The organism is Cryptosporangium phraense, assembly GCF_006912135.1.
Classification (GTDB): Bacteria; Actinomycetota; Actinomycetes; order Mycobacteriales; family Cryptosporangiaceae; genus Cryptosporangium; species Cryptosporangium phraense.
The window spans coordinates 135,032-149,561 of sequence record NZ_VIRS01000015.1; the positions used below are offsets into that span (position 1 = coordinate 135,032).

The following is a 14,530-nucleotide window of genomic DNA, read 5'->3' on the forward strand; positions in this document are numbered from 1 at the left end:
CTCACCCCTCGACCGGATCGACCGGGAACGGGTTCGACTTCCCCCTCGCGCGGGTACCCCTCCAGGGACCGATCGCCTACTGAGCTAGGGGAAACGGAGCCGCCCTCGATGACCGACCACCACGTCGACCACATCAATGCCCCCACGCCCCCGCACGGCATCCGGCTGCCGGACGGCCAGGCGCTCGACGACTTCGTCACCGACGACGGGCGGCTCCTGCTGACGGCCTACACGCGCGCGGACGCCGACTCCCGCCGCGCGGTGCTGCAGCTCCTCGGGGGGATCGACGCGCTGACCGTGCCGTGGTTCCGCGAGCGACTCGACACCGCGATCACGATGGCCGGACGACCGGGCACGGTCTACGTCGATCTGCATTCGGTGACGTTCCTCAGCGCCGCCGGGGCCGGACTCCTCGGATCGTCGAACCGGGGCGGCACCGAGCTCGTCGTCAGCCAGCCGTCGCCGCTCGCCCGTCGGGTCCTGACGCTGACCGGCCTGGCCGGGGCGTTACGGATCGACCCGGCCGAACCGCCCTTGTAAGCCCGAACATCGGCCTCCGGCCGCTCGTCGGCTTTGTCGGCCAAACTGGGCGCATGCTCGGTTTGGAGATGGTGGTGGTCCTCGGGGTCGCCGTCGTGATGTGTGGGGCCCTGGCCCGGCGGTTCCCGGTGGCTCCGGCGATCCTGCTGGTGCTGGTCGGCGTCCTGGTCGGTTTCGTGCCCGCGCTGCGACGGGCCGGGCTTCCGCCCGAGGTCGTCCTGCTGCTGTTCCTGCCCGCGCTGCTCTACTGGGAGAGCCTGACGACGTCGCTGCGCGAGATCCGCAGCAACCTGCGGGTGATCGTGCTGGCCAGCACCGCGCTGGTCGTCGTCACCGCGGCCGCGGTCGCGGCGACCGCCCACGCACTCGGGATGGAGTGGGGCCCGGGCTGGGTGCTCGGCGCGGCGATCGCGCCGACCGACGCCACCGCCGTCGGGGTGCTGGCCCGGGCGCTGCCCCGCCGGACCGTGACCGTGCTGCGGGCCGAGAGCCTGGTCAACGACGGCACCGCGCTGGTGATCTACGGGCTGGCCGTCGGGGTCACGGCCGGCGGCGAACACCTCGGAGCGGTGCACGTGGCCGGGCTGACCGTGCTGGCCTACGGCGGCGGGATCGCCGCCGGCGCGCTGGTGGCGCTGGTGAACTGGCAGGTGCGCCGGCGGATGGACGATCCGATGCTGGAGAACATCACGATCCTCGTCGTCCCGTTCGCCGCGTTCCTGCTGGCCGAGTCGGTGCACGCGTCCGGCGTACTGGCCGTCGTGACGTGCGGGCTGCTGATGAGCCGGCTCGCGCCCCGGATCACCAGCGCGACCGCCCGCCAGCAGCTGACCGCGTTCTGGTCGCTGGCCACCACGGTGCTGTCGAGCGTGCTGTTCGTGCTCGTCGGGCTGGAGGCGCAGTCGGCCGTGCGCAACCTGACCAGCGTCTCGGCCGGCCGGGCCGTCGGGTACGTGCTCGCGGTCACCGGGGTCGTGATCGGCGTCCGGTGGGCCTGGATGTACACGACGCCCTACGTCATCCGCGCGCTGGATCGGCGGCCCGCGCAGCGGCTGCGCCGGGTCGGCGCCCGGCAACGGACCGTCAACGCGGCGACCGGCTTCCGCGGCGCGGTGTCGCTGGCCGCGGCGCTGGCCGTTCCCAGCCACCTGGAGTCCGGCGCGCCGTTCCCCGGCCGCGACCTCATCGTCGTCGTCACCAGCGGCGTCATCGTGCTCACGCTCCTGCAGGCCGTGCCGCTGCCGATGATCGTCCGGTTCGCCCGGCTGCCGGTCGACACCTCGGTCGACGAGGAGCGACGGCTGGCCGAGATCACGATCGCGGACGCCGCCATCGCCGCGACCGAGCCGGTCGCCGCCGAACTCGGCAGTGGCCCCCACGTGATCGAGCGGGTGCGGCACGAGCTGGCCAAGGAGCGCAAGCTGCTGGCCGCCGACCAGGCGTCCGACGACCCGCTCGTGCAACACAACGACCAGTACACGGCGTTGCGGTTGGCGCTCATCGGCCGCCAGCGGGAGGCGCTTCTGGAACTCCGCGATCAGCGGAGCATCGACGACATCGTGTTGCGTCAGGTGCAGGGGCAACTCGACAACGAGGAAGTCCGGCTGGCCCGGTCGTCGACCGCCGAGTAGCCCGTTGTACGAATCGAGCCCGGCCCGCGGGCCGGAAGCGAGGTACCGCTTCCGGCCCGCGGTCGCAGCTCAGACCGAACTATGGTCGGTTCAGCACGAATCGTCGCTGCTGAGCCAGCGGTGGGAGCGGAGGAAGTCGCCTCCGCCCAGGATCCCGTAGTACTGGCCCTGCGACGCCCAGGACGAAGGCCTCGAGTAGTTGGCGCCGATGTAGATGCAGACTCCCGCGTACGACGAACTGGTGCCGTTGTTGTAGAGGTACTGCACCGGCCTGGTCGCCGCCCAGGAGCAGACGACAGGCGCGGTCTGCCAGTCGGCGTCGGCGTTCGACCAGCTGCAGCGCCCCGAGCTGTGGTCGTGCACCGGCCAGATACAGAAACTTCCCGACGGGCACGACGGCGCCGCGGCGTCCGCCGGCTGCACCGCGACGAGAAGCGACAATACGACGGATAGCGCAACTGCCAGGACCTTACGAACCATGGCCAGTCCCTACTCTCGATCTGTTCCCCGTGGAGTGGCCCGGTGGCGCGTAGTTCCTCCACTGTGGCCACTTCGACACTCTGGCACGAGCTGTGCGTCGCGCGCCCGCGAAGTTGCCGATTCCCGGGCGAAACCGACCGCGGAACCTTTGCTGCCCCGGCGCCGTGTCATCTGACGTGACGTCACTCCACGCCCGTATCTCGTCCCTCAAGGCCGACCCGCTGGCCTCGTCGATCCACCCGTCCCTGGACTTCTACTACGGCGACGGCGAGCGCGACGCGGCCCTCGACCGGTTCTACCGCCGGTTCGTCTCGCCCGGTGACCTCGTCTTCGACATCGGTGCGCACGTCGGCGACCACATCGCCTGCTTCCGCCGGCTCGGCGCGCGGGTGGTGGCGGTGGAACCGCAGCCGCTCTGCGGCCACGCGCTCCGCACGATCTACGCCGACGATCCCGAGGTGACGCTCGTCGAGGCGGCGTGCGGGGCCGAGGCCGGGCCGACGGTGACGTTCTACGTCAACTCGGAGAACCCGACCGTGTCCACGGTCTCGCCGGAGTTCGTGCGGGCCGCGGACGGGGCCGGCGGCTGGGAGGGCCAGGTCTGGGACTCCGAGATCCAGGTCCCGACCGTCACGTTCGACGGGCTGATCCGCGAGCACGGCACCCCGGCGTTCACGAAGATCGACGTCGAGGGGTTCGAGGAGTCGGTGCTGGCCGGGCTCACCACATCGGTCCGGGCGCTGTCGTTCGAGTTCACGACGATCGAGCGGGAGGTCGCGCAGCGTGCGCTGGAGCGGGCGGCCGCGCTGGGGTTCGACCGCTTCAACGTCTCGCTCGGCGGGAACCTGGCGCTCGAGTACGGCGAGTGGGTGTCGATGGAGGCGATGGGCGCGCATCTGGCCGCGCTGCCGCACGAGGCCAACTCCGGTGATGTCTACTGCCTGCATGCTGACTGAGATCCGGGCCGAGATCGATCGGCTCGACCGCGAGATCGTCGCGTTGATCGGCCGGCGCGAGGAACTCGTCCGCCGGGCCGGTCGACTCAAGGCCGATGCCGACGCCGTGCGCGCGCCGGACCGCGTCGAGCAGGTGATCGGGAAGGTCCGGGCGCTGGCCGGGGAGTCCGGCGCCGACGCGGACGTGGTCGAGGCCACGTACCGGGCGATGATCGCCGCGTTCATCGACCTCGAGCTGCGCGTCCGGCCGGAGGAGTGACGATCAGGTCGACGGCGATCGTCATCCGCTCGACGAACTCGGCGCGGGTGGCCGCTTCCTGCTTGATGCCGATCGCGGTGCTGCGCAGCGTGCGGGCGACGTCGTCGGGCACCGCGTCCGAGAGCAGGGACAGGAACCGCTTCGGGTAGTCGTCCGCGATCGGGCCGAGCAGCTCCGGACTGGTGTCGATCAGCACGGCGATCTCCTGCGCCATCGGGCCGACGTAGCGGCCGGTCCAGGCGTCGAACGCCGCGATCAGACGGTCGCGCAGCGGCCGGTCGGCGTCGGCCAGGATCCGCTCGACGGCGGCGAGGTCGCCATCGAGCGCGTGGACGACCGCGGCCCGGAACAGGCTCTGCTTCGACGCCCACAGGAAGTACAGGCCGGGCCGGGAGATGTCCGCGGCCCGGGCGACGTCGTCCATCGACGTCTTGCGGTAGCCGTAGCGGGCGAAAGTCGCCAGGGCGATCTCCAGCACGTGTGCTTGCCTGTCGGTCACACTAGACAGATTAAGCGCACTCCGTATAGTAGGTCCAGTGGATACGAGAACTGCCGACGACGTCGTCGCCGGCGTCGACCTGACCGGCGTCCGCGCGATCGTCACCGGGGCGTCCTCCGGGATCGGCGTCGAGACCGCCCGGTCTCTGGCGCGCGCAGGCGCGCAGGTGACCCTGGCCGTACGCAATACGGACGCCGGAGCCGCGACCGTCCGGGACATCGGCGGAGGGGACGTGAGCAGGCTCGACCTGGCCGACCGGGCGTCGGTGGCCGCGTTCGTCGAGCGCTGGACCGGGCCGCTGCACCTGCTGATCAACAACGCCGGGGTGGTCGTCAGCCGGCTGACCCGGACGCCCGAAGGCTGGGAGCTGCAGTTCGCGACGAATCACCTCGGGCACTTCGCGCTGGCGCTCGGGCTGCGTCCGGCGCTGGCCGAGGGCGCGCGGGAGCGCGGGTCGGCCCGCGTGGTCACGGTCAGCTCGACCGCGCACATGCGGTCGCCGGTCGTGTTCGACGACCTGCACTTCGAGCGGCGCCCGTACGACCCGCAGGCTGCCTACGCGCAGTCGAAGACCGCGAACTCGCTGTTCTCGGTCGAGGCGACGCGGCGGTGGGCCCCGGACAGCATCGTGGCCAACACCGTGAATCCGGGCGGCGTCGCCACCGGCCTGCAGCGGGACTTCACCCAGCAGCAGAAGGACTACCTCGCGGCGGCCGAGGCGGCCGGCGCGTTCGTCTACAAGACTCCCCAGCAGGGCGCGGCGACGACGCTGGTCGCCGCGGTCGCGCCGGAGTACGCGCACTCCGGCGGTCACTACCTCGACAACGGCCGCGAGGCCCGCCTGGTCGAGAACGACGCCGACCTGTTCACGAACAGCGACGGCGTCAAGCGCTGGGCCCTGGATCCGGAGGCGGCTCAGCGGCTCTGGAAAGTTTCTTCGGAGCTGGTGTCGTAGTAGGCGTGGCCGGTTCGTAGCCCTGATGAGAAACCACCACGGAATCCCCTCGGAGGCACACCATGACCACTCTCACCGCCGCCCCGTCCTCGCGCGTCATCCTCACCGGACTCGCCGCCACCGTCGCCGCCGGCCTCGCCACCCCCGCGGTGGCCGCGGCCGGCCAGGCCGCCGGGGTCAGCCTCGACGTGTCCGGCGCGCCGATCCCGGTGGCCGGGTTCGCCACGCTCACCGTGCTGTTCTCGATCGTCGGCGTCGTCCTGGCCGCGGTCCTGGCCCGCTACGCGCGCCGACCGCGCCGGACGTTCGTCCGGACGACCGCCGTCCTCACCGCCCTGTCGTTCGTTCCCGACGTGCTGGCCGACGCCGCCCCGAGCACCAAGGCGCTGCTGATGCTCACCCACGTCGTCGCCGCGCTCATCGTCATCCCCGCGGTCGCCCGCCGCCTCCGCTGACCGCGGCCCGGAGGGCGTGGAGCGCCGTGCCCAGGTTCTCCAGCTGATCGGCGTCCAGGGGCTCGGCCAGCAGGGACGCCAGCTCCCGGTCGAGCACCGCTCCGGCCCGCTCCACCACCTCCCGCCCGGACCCGGTCAGCTCCAGCACCGACGATCGTCGGTTCCGGGGGTGGGGCCGGCGCACGCACCAGCCCCGCCGCTCGACCCGGTCGACCGCCTGACTCGCACCCCCGACCGTGATCTCCAGCGCCCCCGCCACCTCTTGGACCCGGCACTCCGGCGTCCGCTCGATCACCTGCATCACGTTCAGCGCCCCGAGCGGCAGGTCGCACTCCTGCTTCAGCCGCTCGTCCAGCGCGTTCCAGAGCAGGATCTCGAACCGGATGAGGTCGTCGAAAACCACGCGCAGATCCATGGAATAAACCTAGCACTATGGTTATCAGCGCTAATGACCTTAGGAGGCACCATGGCCCGCGCAGTGCAGTTCGACCACTACGGCCCCGCCGACGTGCTCCACGTCGTCGACGTCCCGACCCCGGTTCCGGACGCCCGGGAGGTCGTCGTCGAGGTCCGGGCGGCCGGCATCAACCCCGGCGAGATCGGCATCCGCTCCGGCGCGATGCACGACACCTGGCCGGCGACGTTCCCCTCCGGACAGGGCAGCGACCTGGCCGGCGTGGTGGTGGCGGTCGCTCCCGACGTGTCCGAGTTCGCGGTCGGCGACGAGGTGCTGGGCTACTCCTGGCGCCGGTCCAGCCACGCCAGCCACGTCGCCGTGCCCGTCGACCAGATCGTCCGGAAGCCGTCGTCGGTGCCGTGGGAGGTGGCCGGCGCGCTCTACGTCGTCGGCGTGACCGCGTACGCGGCGGTGCGGGCGATCGACCCGTCGCCGGGTGAGACCGTGGCCGTGTCCGCCGCCGCCGGCGGCGTCGGAACAGTGGTCGTTCAGCTTCTCCGGGCGCGCGGAGCGCGCGTGCTGGGCATCGCGTCGCCCGCGAACGACGAGTGGCTCACCACCCACGGCGCGACGCCGGTGCACTACGGCGACGGTCTCCGGGACCGGCTGGCCGCCGAGGCGCCGGACGCGTTCATCGACCTGTTCAGCCCGGACTACGTCCGGCTGGCCCTCGACCTGGGCATTCCGGCGGACCGCATCAACACCGCGGTGTCGTACCAGATGAAGGAGGACCTCGGCGTGAAGACCGAGGACAGCCTCGACGCCTCCACGCCGGAGGTCCTCGACGAGCTCGCCGGCCTGGTCGCGGACGGCACGCTGGAGATCCCGATCCCCGCGACCTATCCCCTGGAGAAGGTCGTCGACGCGTTCACCGAGCTCGAGCGCCGCCACACCCGAGGCAAGATCGTGCTCATTCCGTGAGCCGCTGGAGGTTGTCGAGCGAGCTCTCCAGCGCGCTCAGCGGCACGACCGGCCAGGTCAGCATCTCCAGCAGCTTGGGGTGCGCGCCGCTCCAGTCGCAGTACGACGTGACCTCGGTGGCGTCCGGGCCGAGCGGGGTCAGCGTGTAGCCGTAGGTGTGTCCGATCGGCGAGCGGTCGACGGCCCCGGGCTGCCAGGCCAGCTCCCGATCGGACTCGAAGCGCACGATCGTGTTCTTCACCGTGTACTTGCCCATCGGCAGGTCGCCGAGCGGCTCGCGGTCCATGTTCATGATGAACGTGTCGCCCACCGCGCCCACCGGCCGCGCGTCGGGGGCGGCGATCAGCATTCCCGAGCCGTCGATCGCCACCTGGCCGGACGGGTCGGTGATCAACGCGAAGATCCGCTCGGCGGGCGCGTCGATCCGGCGCGTGGTCGCGATTCGTTGTCCGGTCACGTCGGCGGCTCCTTTGCTCGTCCTTGGATCATGGAACACCGTGAGCCTCGATTCCGCCTACTTCGACCAGTGGTACGCCGACCTGGCGACCTCACCGGCCCGCGAGGCGATCGTCGCCCGCGCCCTCGGCCTCCCGCCTGAGCTGCGGTTCGCCGGGATCCTCCCGTGGTCCGGCCTCGCCGACCTCACGTCGGCCCTGCGCCTGCCGCCGGACGGCCTGCTGCTCGACCTCGCCTGCGGCCGCGGCGCGTACGGCGTCGAGGTCGCCCGGCGCGCCGGCGCGCGCCTCGTCGGCGTCGACTTCTCCGCCGTCGCCGTCGGCCAGGCTGCCGCGCTGTCGGCCGGTCGTCTGCCCGTCGACCGGTTCACGTTCACCACGGGGACGTTGGACGAGAGCGGTCAGCCCGCCTCCACGGTGGACGCGGTGATGTGCGTGGACGCGGTGCAGTTCGCCGAGCCGCCGCTGGTCGGGCTCGAGGAGATGCGCCGGGTGCTGCGGCCGGGCGGCCGGGTGGCGCTGACCTGCTGGGAGGGTGTGGGCGCGGAGGTGCCGGCGCGGATCCGGGCGGTGGACCTGGCCCGGGACCTGCCGAGGGCGGGGTTCGAGGAGGTGGAGGTGCTGGATCGGCCCGATTGGCGGGCGGCCGAGCGGAGGCTGTGGGAGATGGCGCTGGAGGCGGTTGATCCGGACCCGGCCGTCCGCTCGCTGCAGGAGGAGGCTCGCCGTTCGCTGGACACGTTCGACGCGATGCACCGAGTGTTCGCAACCGCCACCGCCCCGTGATCGGTGTCCCGGACCTGCCTGGGGACCGCCCGCGGGCTGTTCCGGGACCTGCAGCGTGACGGAGCCGGGGCCCGGGGCCCGGGCCCGGGGAAGTGTCGGTCGACTCGACCGTGGTCGTCGCGCGGTGGGCTGAGCACCAAGATCCACCTGGCCCGAACCCACAAGCGGCGCCACGCCGTCGAATGCGGAATCAACCGCCTCAAGCGCTACCGAGCCGTAGAGGACCCCCGACCTATCCAGGCGACTGGCGCGGCCGAAATCGAACCAGCGCCGGAGGACATCGCGGCGGTGTCGGCGAGGCAGATGAGGGCGGCGTTGTCGCGCTTGCCTTCGGCGCGTTCGCCGTCGTGGTAGGCCCGGCGGATGGGGTCGGGTGAGCTGGCGAATGCAGCGACGTGATCCGGGTGGCTTCACCGGTCAGGTCGTTCTCGAACCCGACCGGCACCTCCAACTCGGCCCTGGCTGCCTAGCCCGGGTGCAGGTCAGCGATGCGGCGCGTCGCCGGACCGGGCAGATGAGCCACATCATGTCCCGGGCGCGGGCGACCGCGGCCCACAGCGCGCCGATCGAGGCCGATCGATCGACGCTCGAGCGCGCGTCCGTGGCGGCCCAGCCAATCGAACAGGCGGGCTTCGTCGTTGGGCAGCGGCGTGTCGTGCCGCCGTTCGAAGGCCGGCAGCCACGTCGACCAGAACAGGGCGGCGGGCCGCTCGGTCACGGGCGGGGGTTCAGGTAACCCCGGGTCGCCAGCGTCCGGGCCCGCTCCGCGTACTGGGCCGACTCCGCAGGCAAAGTCGTCGCCAGACCGTCCACATAGCGGTTGAACATCGAGAACGCGGCTGCGATCAGCACCGTGTCGTGAATGGTCCGGTCGTCCGCGCCCGCCTCGCGGGCCCGGGCGACGTCCTCCGCGGTGACCGACCGGCCGTCCACGCGCACCTTCTCGGCGATCGCCAGCAGCGCCTCCATCCCGGCCGCGTCGCCGCCGAGTTCGCGCGCCACCGCCCCGTGGGTCTCGGCACAGTACGTGCACTCGTTGCCCCGCGAAACGGCGGCGGCGATCGTCTCGCGCTGGGCCGGCGTCAACGGCGACGGGCCGCGCAGCAACGCCTCGCCGAGCCGGCCGAGCAGGTCGCCCGTGTCGGGGTACCCAGCGAGGAGACCGGCGATCCCCGGCAACGGCGGGAGGTCGATGTGCGGCATCCCGCCACGCTACCGGCCCGGCCGTACACTCGCCCGCGTGGCGACGCTCCTGTCGGTGAACGTCGGACTGCCCCGGGACGTCGCGTGGAACGGGCAGACGGTCCGCACCGGCATCTGGAAGGAACCGGTCCGCGGGCCGGTCACGGCCCGCCGCCTGAACCTCGACGGCGACGGCCAGGGTGACCTGGCCGGACACGGCGGCGAGATGCGCGCGGTGTTCGTCTACCAGGCCCAGTCCTACGACCACTGGCGCGAGCACCTGAACCGGACCGACCTCACCTGGGGCATGTTCGGCGAGAACTTCACCGTCGACGGCCTGGCCGACGACGAAGTGTGCATCGGCGACCGGTACCGCATCGGCGGGGCCGAGTTCGAGGTGAGCCAGCCGCGCGTCACCTGCTACCGCCTGGGCCTGCGCCTCGGCGAGCCGCGGATGCCCGCGCTGGTCGTCGCGCACCACCGGCCCGGCTTCTACCTGCGGGTGCTGCGCGAGGGCCCGGTGCAGGCCGGCGACGACATCGTCCGGATCGGCCGGGCCACCGAGCGGATCACGATCGCGGTCACCGACGCGCAGCTGTACCTCCCGGGCGCCGACATCGAGGTGATGCGCCGGCTGCTGCGGGTGCCGGCGTTGAGTCCGGGCTGGCAGGGGTCGTTCCGCGAGCTGGTCGGCGGGGCGGTTCCGCCGGAGTCCCCGGCCTGGCCGGGGTTCCGCCCGATGCGCGTCACCGCGATCACTCCGGAGACCGCTCTGGTGTCGTCGATCCGGCTGGCGCCGACCGGCCCCGATCCCCTGCCGGCGGCCAGGCCCGGCCAGTACCTGACGCTCCGGCTGCCCGACGCGCACGTCCGGAGCTACTCGCTGTCGGCGGCCGGCCCCGACGGCTACCGGATCAGCGTCAAGCGCGAAGGCCCGGCCAGCACCTTCCTCACGACCGGCCTCGCCGTCGGCGACGACCTCGACGTCGCCGCACCCCGCGGCGAGTTCGTCCTCGACGACGGTACGGCTCCGATCGTGCTGCTCTCGGCCGGCATCGGCGTCACCCCGGTGCTGGCCATGCTGCACGCGCTCGCCGCCGCGCACAGCACCCGCGAGGTCTGGTGGCTGCACACCACGAGGTCGCCCGCCGATCACGCGCTCGCCGCCGAGGCCGGCCGGCTGATCGCCGGGCTCCCGCACGCGCGCAGCCACGTCTACTACACCGCGACCGACGGCCGCGTCACCCGCTCCACGCTCGAGCAACTCGATCTTCCGATCGAGGCCCAGGCCTACGTCTGTGGTCCCGGTCCTTTTCTGGACGTGATGACCGCCGCGCTGTCGAGCCTCGGACTGGCGCCGGAGCACGTCCACACCGAACGGTTCACGTCACTGGCCGCGATCAACCCCGGGGTCGTCGGGGGGCACCGGCGGGCGCCGCACCCACCGGCGACGCCGGGCACCGGACCGGCGGTCACGTTCGCCCGGGCCGGGCTGACGGTCCCGTTCGCCGAGGCCAGTCTGCTCGAGCTGGCCGAGGCCTGTGACGTGCCGACGCGGTGGGCGTGCCGCACCGGTGTCTGTCACACGTGCGTGACGCCGCTGCTCGCGGGCGTGGTCGAGTACGCGCCCGAGCCGCTCACACCGCCCGGTGCCGGCGACGTGCTGCTGTGCTGTTCGCGGCCGAGTGGCCCAGTAGTTCTCGATCTCTAGGAGGCACGGCGGTGCTCGACTATCCGCAGTCCGGCGAGCGCTTCCGGAGCCGCGAGAAGATCGCCGCCCAGCGCGGCGGCCACCCGACCGAGCCCGTTTCCCCCGTCGCCCCAGCGAACCGCCCTGGCCGAACGGATCGAGTAGCCCGCCCGGGCTGCGGGAGGCGGAGCGGGCCGGCCATCCGACGCCAGGACGGCCATCGTCCTGATCATCGCCTCGAACCGGGGCACCTCGACAAGCTCACGCCGGGGTGAGGACGATGCGGCGCGGGCTTCCGTGGGCCTCCGACCAGGTGCGCTCCACGTCGGACAACGGGACCGGGTGGACGTCGATCGTGAAGACGCCGTCGGCGATCGCCTGGGCCAGGCCGGACAGCTCAGCCAGGATCTCGCGGGTACCGACCGACCCCTGGCCACTGCCGACGATCTGCGTACGGGAGGCGCGCAGCGCCGCCGACGGGATCGCCGCGGTCGGACCGGCGACCGAGCCGATCTGCACCCAGCTCAGCGGCTTGCCCCGGTCGGGCCGCGCGGTGACGAGCGCGACCATCGCGGCCGTGGCGGGCTCGCCCCACAGGTAGTCGAGGACCACGTCGACGTCCGCGGCGACCTCGCCGACCCGGTCGAACGTGGAGACGTCGTCGGCGCCCACCGTCGCGAGCTTCTCCGCGTTGCGGCCGGCCGCGACGACGCGGCTCGCGCCGAGGTGACGGCAGACCTGTACGGCCAGCCGTCCGGCGCTACCGGTGGCGCCGAGGATCAGCGCGCTGAAGCCGGGCTCGACCCGGACGCGGCGGCGCAGCGCGACCCAGGACGACATCGCCGGGTTCATCGCGGCCGCGACCGCGATCGGATCGGCGCCCTCGGGCAGGACGATGCTGCGCCGAGCGTCGATGACGGTCTGCTCGGCCATCGAGCCGAGCGTCGTGTCCGGGAGGACGAAGTAGCGCAGGTTGCCCTCGGCGTCGCGGCCGACGCCGTCGATGCCCGGGACGAGCGGCAACTCGTCGGTGCTCGTGTAGTGCGAGCCGTTGGCCTGGGACAGCACGCGTGGGTGCAGGCCGGCCGCCAGGACGTCGACGACCAGGTCGTCCGGGCCGGGCGTGGGGAGGGAGAAGTCGGCGTAGCGGGGTGCGGTGTCGAACGAGGAAACGACGGCTGCCTTCATCGGGCACCTCCGAAAGTAGTGGGTAACACGAACTAAAGTAGTTTGCATTGCCAGCAAAAGCAAGTAGGGTTCGGCCATGGAACAGAACGACGAACTCGTCGACGCACTGATGCGGAGCGCGTTCGCGGTGATGGCCGTTTTGAACACCGTCGGCGCCGAGCTCGACCTGTCGCTCACCCAGCTGCGGGTTCTGGGGATACTGCGCGACCGTCCGCCGGTGCGGATGGCCACGCTGGCCGAACATCTGGGACTCGACCGCTCGACGATGACCGGCCTCGTCGACCGGGCCGAGAAGCGCGGGCTACTCGTCCGCCGGCCCAGTCCGACGGACGGACGGGCGGTCGAGGTGTCGATCGCGCCCGGAAGCGTCGAATTGGTCGAATCGACCTACCGGAGGGTCGTGGAGGCGGTGACGCCGCTGGTCGCGGACCTCAAGGAGGCCGACCGGCGTCGCCTGCGGACGCTCCTGGAACAGGTGGGGTCCTGAGCCGATCCGCTCCACGCGGGCGGCCGAACGCCTACCCTCCGGTAGGTGGACATCGGCATCACAACGCTGCTGAACCGGGGCGTGCTGGCCGGCTGGCGGTGGCTCGACCGGATCGGCAAGGTCACGCCGGGCACCCACGCCGCGGCGCAGTTCGGCAGCTTCGGGGCCCACTCCAGCATCGGGTTCCCGTCGGCGACCTTGATGAACACCGGGTCGATCCACGTCGGGTCGGGCGTGATCATCGGGCGGCAGGCGACGCTCTCGGTCGGGTACTGGCCGGACTATCCCGGGTTGCCCGAGCGCGGTCTGGTGATCGGCGACCGGTGCGTGCTGGGTGACAGGTGCAGCCTGCTGGCCCACGAATCGATCGAGCTGGGCGACGACGTGTGGTTCGGGCAGGACGTCTTCGTGTGCGACGCCAGCCACGGGTACCAGGATCCGGACCTGCCGGTCGGTAACCAGTTCGGCAGTCACGTGCCGGTGAAGATCGGGGCGGGGACCTGGGTCGGGCACGGTGCGATCATCCTGCCCGGGACGACGATCGGGCGGAACGCGGTCGTAGCGGCCGGGTCGGTCGTGCGGGGTGAGGTCGGCGACCACTGCGTCGTCGGCGGCGCCCCGGCGAAGTTGCTGCGCCGGCTCGAGCCGGGCGTCGGCTGGGTGGGGCGGCGGGGGGACGTGCGACCGGTGCGGCGGGGTCACTTCGGCGAGGAGGAGTTCGAGTCGGCTTGACCGCTCCTTCGGGGGCACCGAGCTCACAGAATGGCGAGCTACCGTAACTCGGGGCGATCACCGAGCGATACGGGGGATGTTGTGCCGACGAGCGTTGACCTGAGCGGTGACCCGCCCGAGTGGGAGCTCCGCCTGGCCCAGCTCCTGCAGGATCTCTACGACGGCGGCGTGCGCCGCGTGGTCCGGACCCCGCGGAAGACCGTGACGGCCGCGTCGGCCCTGCTGCGGTTACCGATGCTGACGCTCGATCTCGACGATTCGCTGGAGGGTCGGGCGATCCGGGGGCATCTGAGCCGGATCTCGTCGAAGTTGGGGTGGTTGTTCCGGCAGAAGACGCTGGCCGACGTGTTGGCCGTTCCGGCGGAGGCCGGTGACTACGTGCAGGGGCGGAGTCGTCAGACGTTGCGTCGGAAGGTGCGGCAGGCGGAGAAGGCCGGGATCACCTGGCGGGAGGAGAACTCCGCCGAGGAGCGGGCCCGGTTGCTGAAGAAGCTCGCCGAGTGGGAGCGGGTGCATCCGCTCGAGCAGTACCGGATCGACGATCCGCAGCTGGACTATCTGGTGGATTTCCGGCTGTGGCTGGTGGCCGAATCGCGGAGCGGGGAGCCGTTGTTGCTGGCGGCCATTCCGGTGTCGGGGCAGTGGGCGCTGCTGCGGTATTTCCGGTCGATCGGGGCGGGCGACGAGCAGTCGTTGGCTCGGTACTACATGACGAAGGTGCTGGTCGAGGAGCTGTCGAAGCGCGGCGTGCGATTCCTGATCGACTCGCACACGCCGCACCTCGTGCCGTCGGGCCTGCGGCACTTCCAGCGCATGACGGGCTGGCGCCTGGCCCGCCTCCGGTTCGCCTCCTGAGG

The 14,530-nt window shown here is 71.9% G+C and carries 18 protein-coding genes and 1 pseudogene; 12 read left to right on the forward strand and 7 right to left on the reverse strand.

The features are described from left to right. Positions 1-108: 108 nt before the first annotated feature. Together FL583_RS21560 and FL583_RS21565 are read left to right on the forward strand one after the other, a co-directional pair. Positions 109-540, forward strand: coding sequence for an STAS domain-containing protein (locus FL583_RS21560; protein ID WP_142706511.1), 432 nt, complete (start codon positions 109-111; stop codon positions 538-540). A gap of 53 nt (positions 541-593) precedes the next feature. Further along, positions 594-2,171 (forward strand): Na+/H+ antiporter, encoded by a 1,578-nt coding sequence (locus FL583_RS21565; RefSeq protein ID WP_142706512.1) that lies wholly within the window; start codon positions 594-596, stop codon positions 2,169-2,171. Between the two features lie 90 nt (positions 2,172-2,261). Here FL583_RS21565 and FL583_RS21570 read toward each other — a convergent pair whose 3' ends face one another. Continuing rightward, the gene (locus FL583_RS21570; RefSeq protein WP_142706513.1) at positions 2,262-2,651 is read right to left on the reverse strand and encodes a peptidase inhibitor family I36 protein; all 390 of its coding nucleotides are present in this window, start codon (positions 2,649-2,651) and stop codon (positions 2,262-2,264) included. Between the two features lie 176 nt (positions 2,652-2,827). Here FL583_RS21570 and FL583_RS21575 point away from each other — a divergent pair, with 176 nt between their 5' ends. Both FL583_RS21575 and FL583_RS21580 read left to right on the forward strand, forming a co-directional pair. Beyond that, entirely contained in the window at positions 2,828-3,607 is a 780-nt protein-coding gene (locus FL583_RS21575) for an FkbM family methyltransferase (RefSeq protein ID WP_142706514.1), read from the forward strand. Then, positions 3,597-3,866 carry a chorismate mutase gene (locus FL583_RS21580; RefSeq protein ID WP_205752331.1) on the forward strand — a complete coding sequence of 90 codons (270 nt, stop codon included), beginning with the start codon at positions 3,597-3,599 and terminating at the stop codon, positions 3,864-3,866. Before FL583_RS21575 ends, FL583_RS21580 begins: the two co-directional genes overlap by 11 nt. Here the strand turns inward: FL583_RS21580 and FL583_RS21585 are convergent. Then, on the reverse strand, positions 3,829-4,365 hold the full coding sequence (locus FL583_RS21585) for a TetR/AcrR family transcriptional regulator (RefSeq protein ID WP_142706516.1): 537 nt from the start codon (positions 4,363-4,365) through the stop codon (positions 3,829-3,831). The genes FL583_RS21580 and FL583_RS21585 overlap by 38 nt on opposite strands. 37 nt (positions 4,366-4,402) lie before the next feature. Between FL583_RS21585 and FL583_RS21590 the strand changes: the two genes are divergently transcribed. Together FL583_RS21590 and FL583_RS21595 are read left to right on the forward strand one after the other, a co-directional pair. After that, positions 4,403-5,320, forward strand: a complete 918-nt coding sequence (locus tag FL583_RS21590; protein WP_205752332.1) for an SDR family NAD(P)-dependent oxidoreductase — start codon at positions 4,403-4,405, stop codon at positions 5,318-5,320. Between the two features lie 62 nt (positions 5,321-5,382). Continuing rightward, positions 5,383-5,775: a DUF6069 family protein gene (locus FL583_RS21595; RefSeq protein WP_142706518.1), complete on the forward strand. Its 393-nt coding sequence runs from the start codon at positions 5,383-5,385 to the stop codon at positions 5,773-5,775. Here the strand turns inward: FL583_RS21595 and FL583_RS21600 are convergent. After that, entirely contained in the window at positions 5,744-6,190 is a 447-nt protein-coding gene (locus tag FL583_RS21600) for a MarR family winged helix-turn-helix transcriptional regulator (protein WP_142706519.1), read from the reverse strand. The two genes, FL583_RS21595 and FL583_RS21600, sit on opposite strands and share 32 nt — an antisense overlap. Positions 6,191-6,241: 51 nt before the next feature. On the opposite strand from FL583_RS21600, the gene FL583_RS21605 reads away from it, so the two are divergent. Beyond that, positions 6,242-7,153, forward strand: a complete 912-nt coding sequence (locus FL583_RS21605; protein ID WP_142706520.1) for an NADP-dependent oxidoreductase — start codon at positions 6,242-6,244, stop codon at positions 7,151-7,153. Here the strand turns inward: FL583_RS21605 and FL583_RS21610 are convergent. Next, positions 7,143-7,610: an SRPBCC family protein gene (locus tag FL583_RS21610; RefSeq protein ID WP_142706521.1), complete on the reverse strand. Its 468-nt coding sequence runs from the start codon at positions 7,608-7,610 to the stop codon at positions 7,143-7,145. The two genes, FL583_RS21605 and FL583_RS21610, sit on opposite strands and share 11 nt — an antisense overlap. Positions 7,611-7,650: 40 nt before the next feature. Here FL583_RS21610 and FL583_RS21615 point away from each other — a divergent pair, with 40 nt between their 5' ends. Next, complete coding sequence (locus FL583_RS21615) at positions 7,651-8,394, forward strand: class I SAM-dependent methyltransferase (RefSeq protein WP_170323784.1); 744 nt, start codon at positions 7,651-7,653, stop codon at positions 8,392-8,394. Positions 8,395-8,791: 397 nt separating this feature from the next. Here the strand turns inward: FL583_RS21615 and FL583_RS21620 are convergent. Both FL583_RS21620 and FL583_RS21625 read right to left on the reverse strand, forming a co-directional pair. Then, positions 8,792-9,070: pseudogene (locus FL583_RS21620) on the reverse strand (IS110 family transposase); the annotation flags it as partial. A 38-nt stretch (positions 9,071-9,108) separates the two neighbouring features. After that, positions 9,109-9,597 (reverse strand): carboxymuconolactone decarboxylase family protein, encoded by a 489-nt coding sequence (locus FL583_RS21625; protein WP_142706523.1) that lies wholly within the window; start codon positions 9,595-9,597, stop codon positions 9,109-9,111. 37 nt (positions 9,598-9,634) lie between these two features. Between FL583_RS21625 and FL583_RS21630 the strand changes: the two genes are divergently transcribed. After that, the gene (locus FL583_RS21630; RefSeq protein WP_142706524.1) at positions 9,635-11,287 is read left to right on the forward strand and encodes an MOSC and FAD-binding oxidoreductase domain-containing protein; all 1,653 of its coding nucleotides are present in this window, start codon (positions 9,635-9,637) and stop codon (positions 11,285-11,287) included. 240 nt (positions 11,288-11,527) lie between these two features. On the opposite strand, the gene FL583_RS21640 is transcribed toward FL583_RS21630, so the two are convergent. Continuing rightward, positions 11,528-12,454, reverse strand: a complete 927-nt coding sequence (locus FL583_RS21640; RefSeq protein WP_142706525.1) for a quinone oxidoreductase family protein — start codon at positions 12,452-12,454, stop codon at positions 11,528-11,530. 76 nt (positions 12,455-12,530) lie between these two features. Between FL583_RS21640 and FL583_RS21645 the strand changes: the two genes are divergently transcribed. The 3 genes from FL583_RS21645 (at position 12,531) to FL583_RS21655 (ending at position 14,528) form a co-directional block, all read left to right on the forward strand. Continuing rightward, positions 12,531-12,941, forward strand: coding sequence for a MarR family winged helix-turn-helix transcriptional regulator (locus tag FL583_RS21645; protein ID WP_142706526.1), 411 nt, complete (start codon positions 12,531-12,533; stop codon positions 12,939-12,941). Positions 12,942-12,986: 45 nt separating this feature from the next. Next, on the forward strand, positions 12,987-13,673 hold the full coding sequence (locus FL583_RS21650; protein ID WP_205752333.1) for an acyltransferase: 687 nt from the start codon (positions 12,987-12,989) through the stop codon (positions 13,671-13,673). An 81-nt stretch (positions 13,674-13,754) separates the two neighbouring features. Further along, on the forward strand, positions 13,755-14,528 hold the full coding sequence (locus tag FL583_RS21655; protein WP_142706527.1) for a hypothetical protein: 774 nt from the start codon (positions 13,755-13,757) through the stop codon (positions 14,526-14,528). Positions 14,529-14,530 lie beyond the last annotated feature (2 nt).

Coding starts and splice junctions, on each gene's coding strand:
- FL583_RS21560 (WP_142706511.1), top strand. CDS start 109: ATGACCGACCACCACGTCGACCACATCAATGCCCCCACGCCCCCGCAC.
- FL583_RS21565 (WP_142706512.1), top strand. CDS start 594: ATGCTCGGTTTGGAGATGGTGGTGGTCCTCGGGGTCGCCGTCGTGATG.
- FL583_RS21570 (WP_142706513.1), bottom strand. CDS start 2,651: ATGGTTCGTAAGGTCCTGGCAGTTGCGCTATCCGTCGTATTGTCGCTT.
- FL583_RS21580 (WP_205752331.1), top strand. CDS start 3,597: ATGCTGACTGAGATCCGGGCCGAGATCGATCGGCTCGACCGCGAGATC.
- FL583_RS21595 (WP_142706518.1), top strand. CDS start 5,383: ATGACCACTCTCACCGCCGCCCCGTCCTCGCGCGTCATCCTCACCGGA.
- FL583_RS21600 (WP_142706519.1), bottom strand. CDS start 6,190: ATGGATCTGCGCGTGGTTTTCGACGACCTCATCCGGTTCGAGATCCTG.
- FL583_RS21605 (WP_142706520.1), top strand. CDS start 6,242: ATGGCCCGCGCAGTGCAGTTCGACCACTACGGCCCCGCCGACGTGCTC.
- FL583_RS21625 (WP_142706523.1), bottom strand. CDS start 9,597: ATGCCGCACATCGACCTCCCGCCGTTGCCGGGGATCGCCGGTCTCCTC.
- FL583_RS21640 (WP_142706525.1), bottom strand. CDS start 12,454: ATGAAGGCAGCCGTCGTTTCCTCGTTCGACACCGCACCCCGCTACGCC.
- FL583_RS21645 (WP_142706526.1), top strand. CDS start 12,531: ATGGAACAGAACGACGAACTCGTCGACGCACTGATGCGGAGCGCGTTC.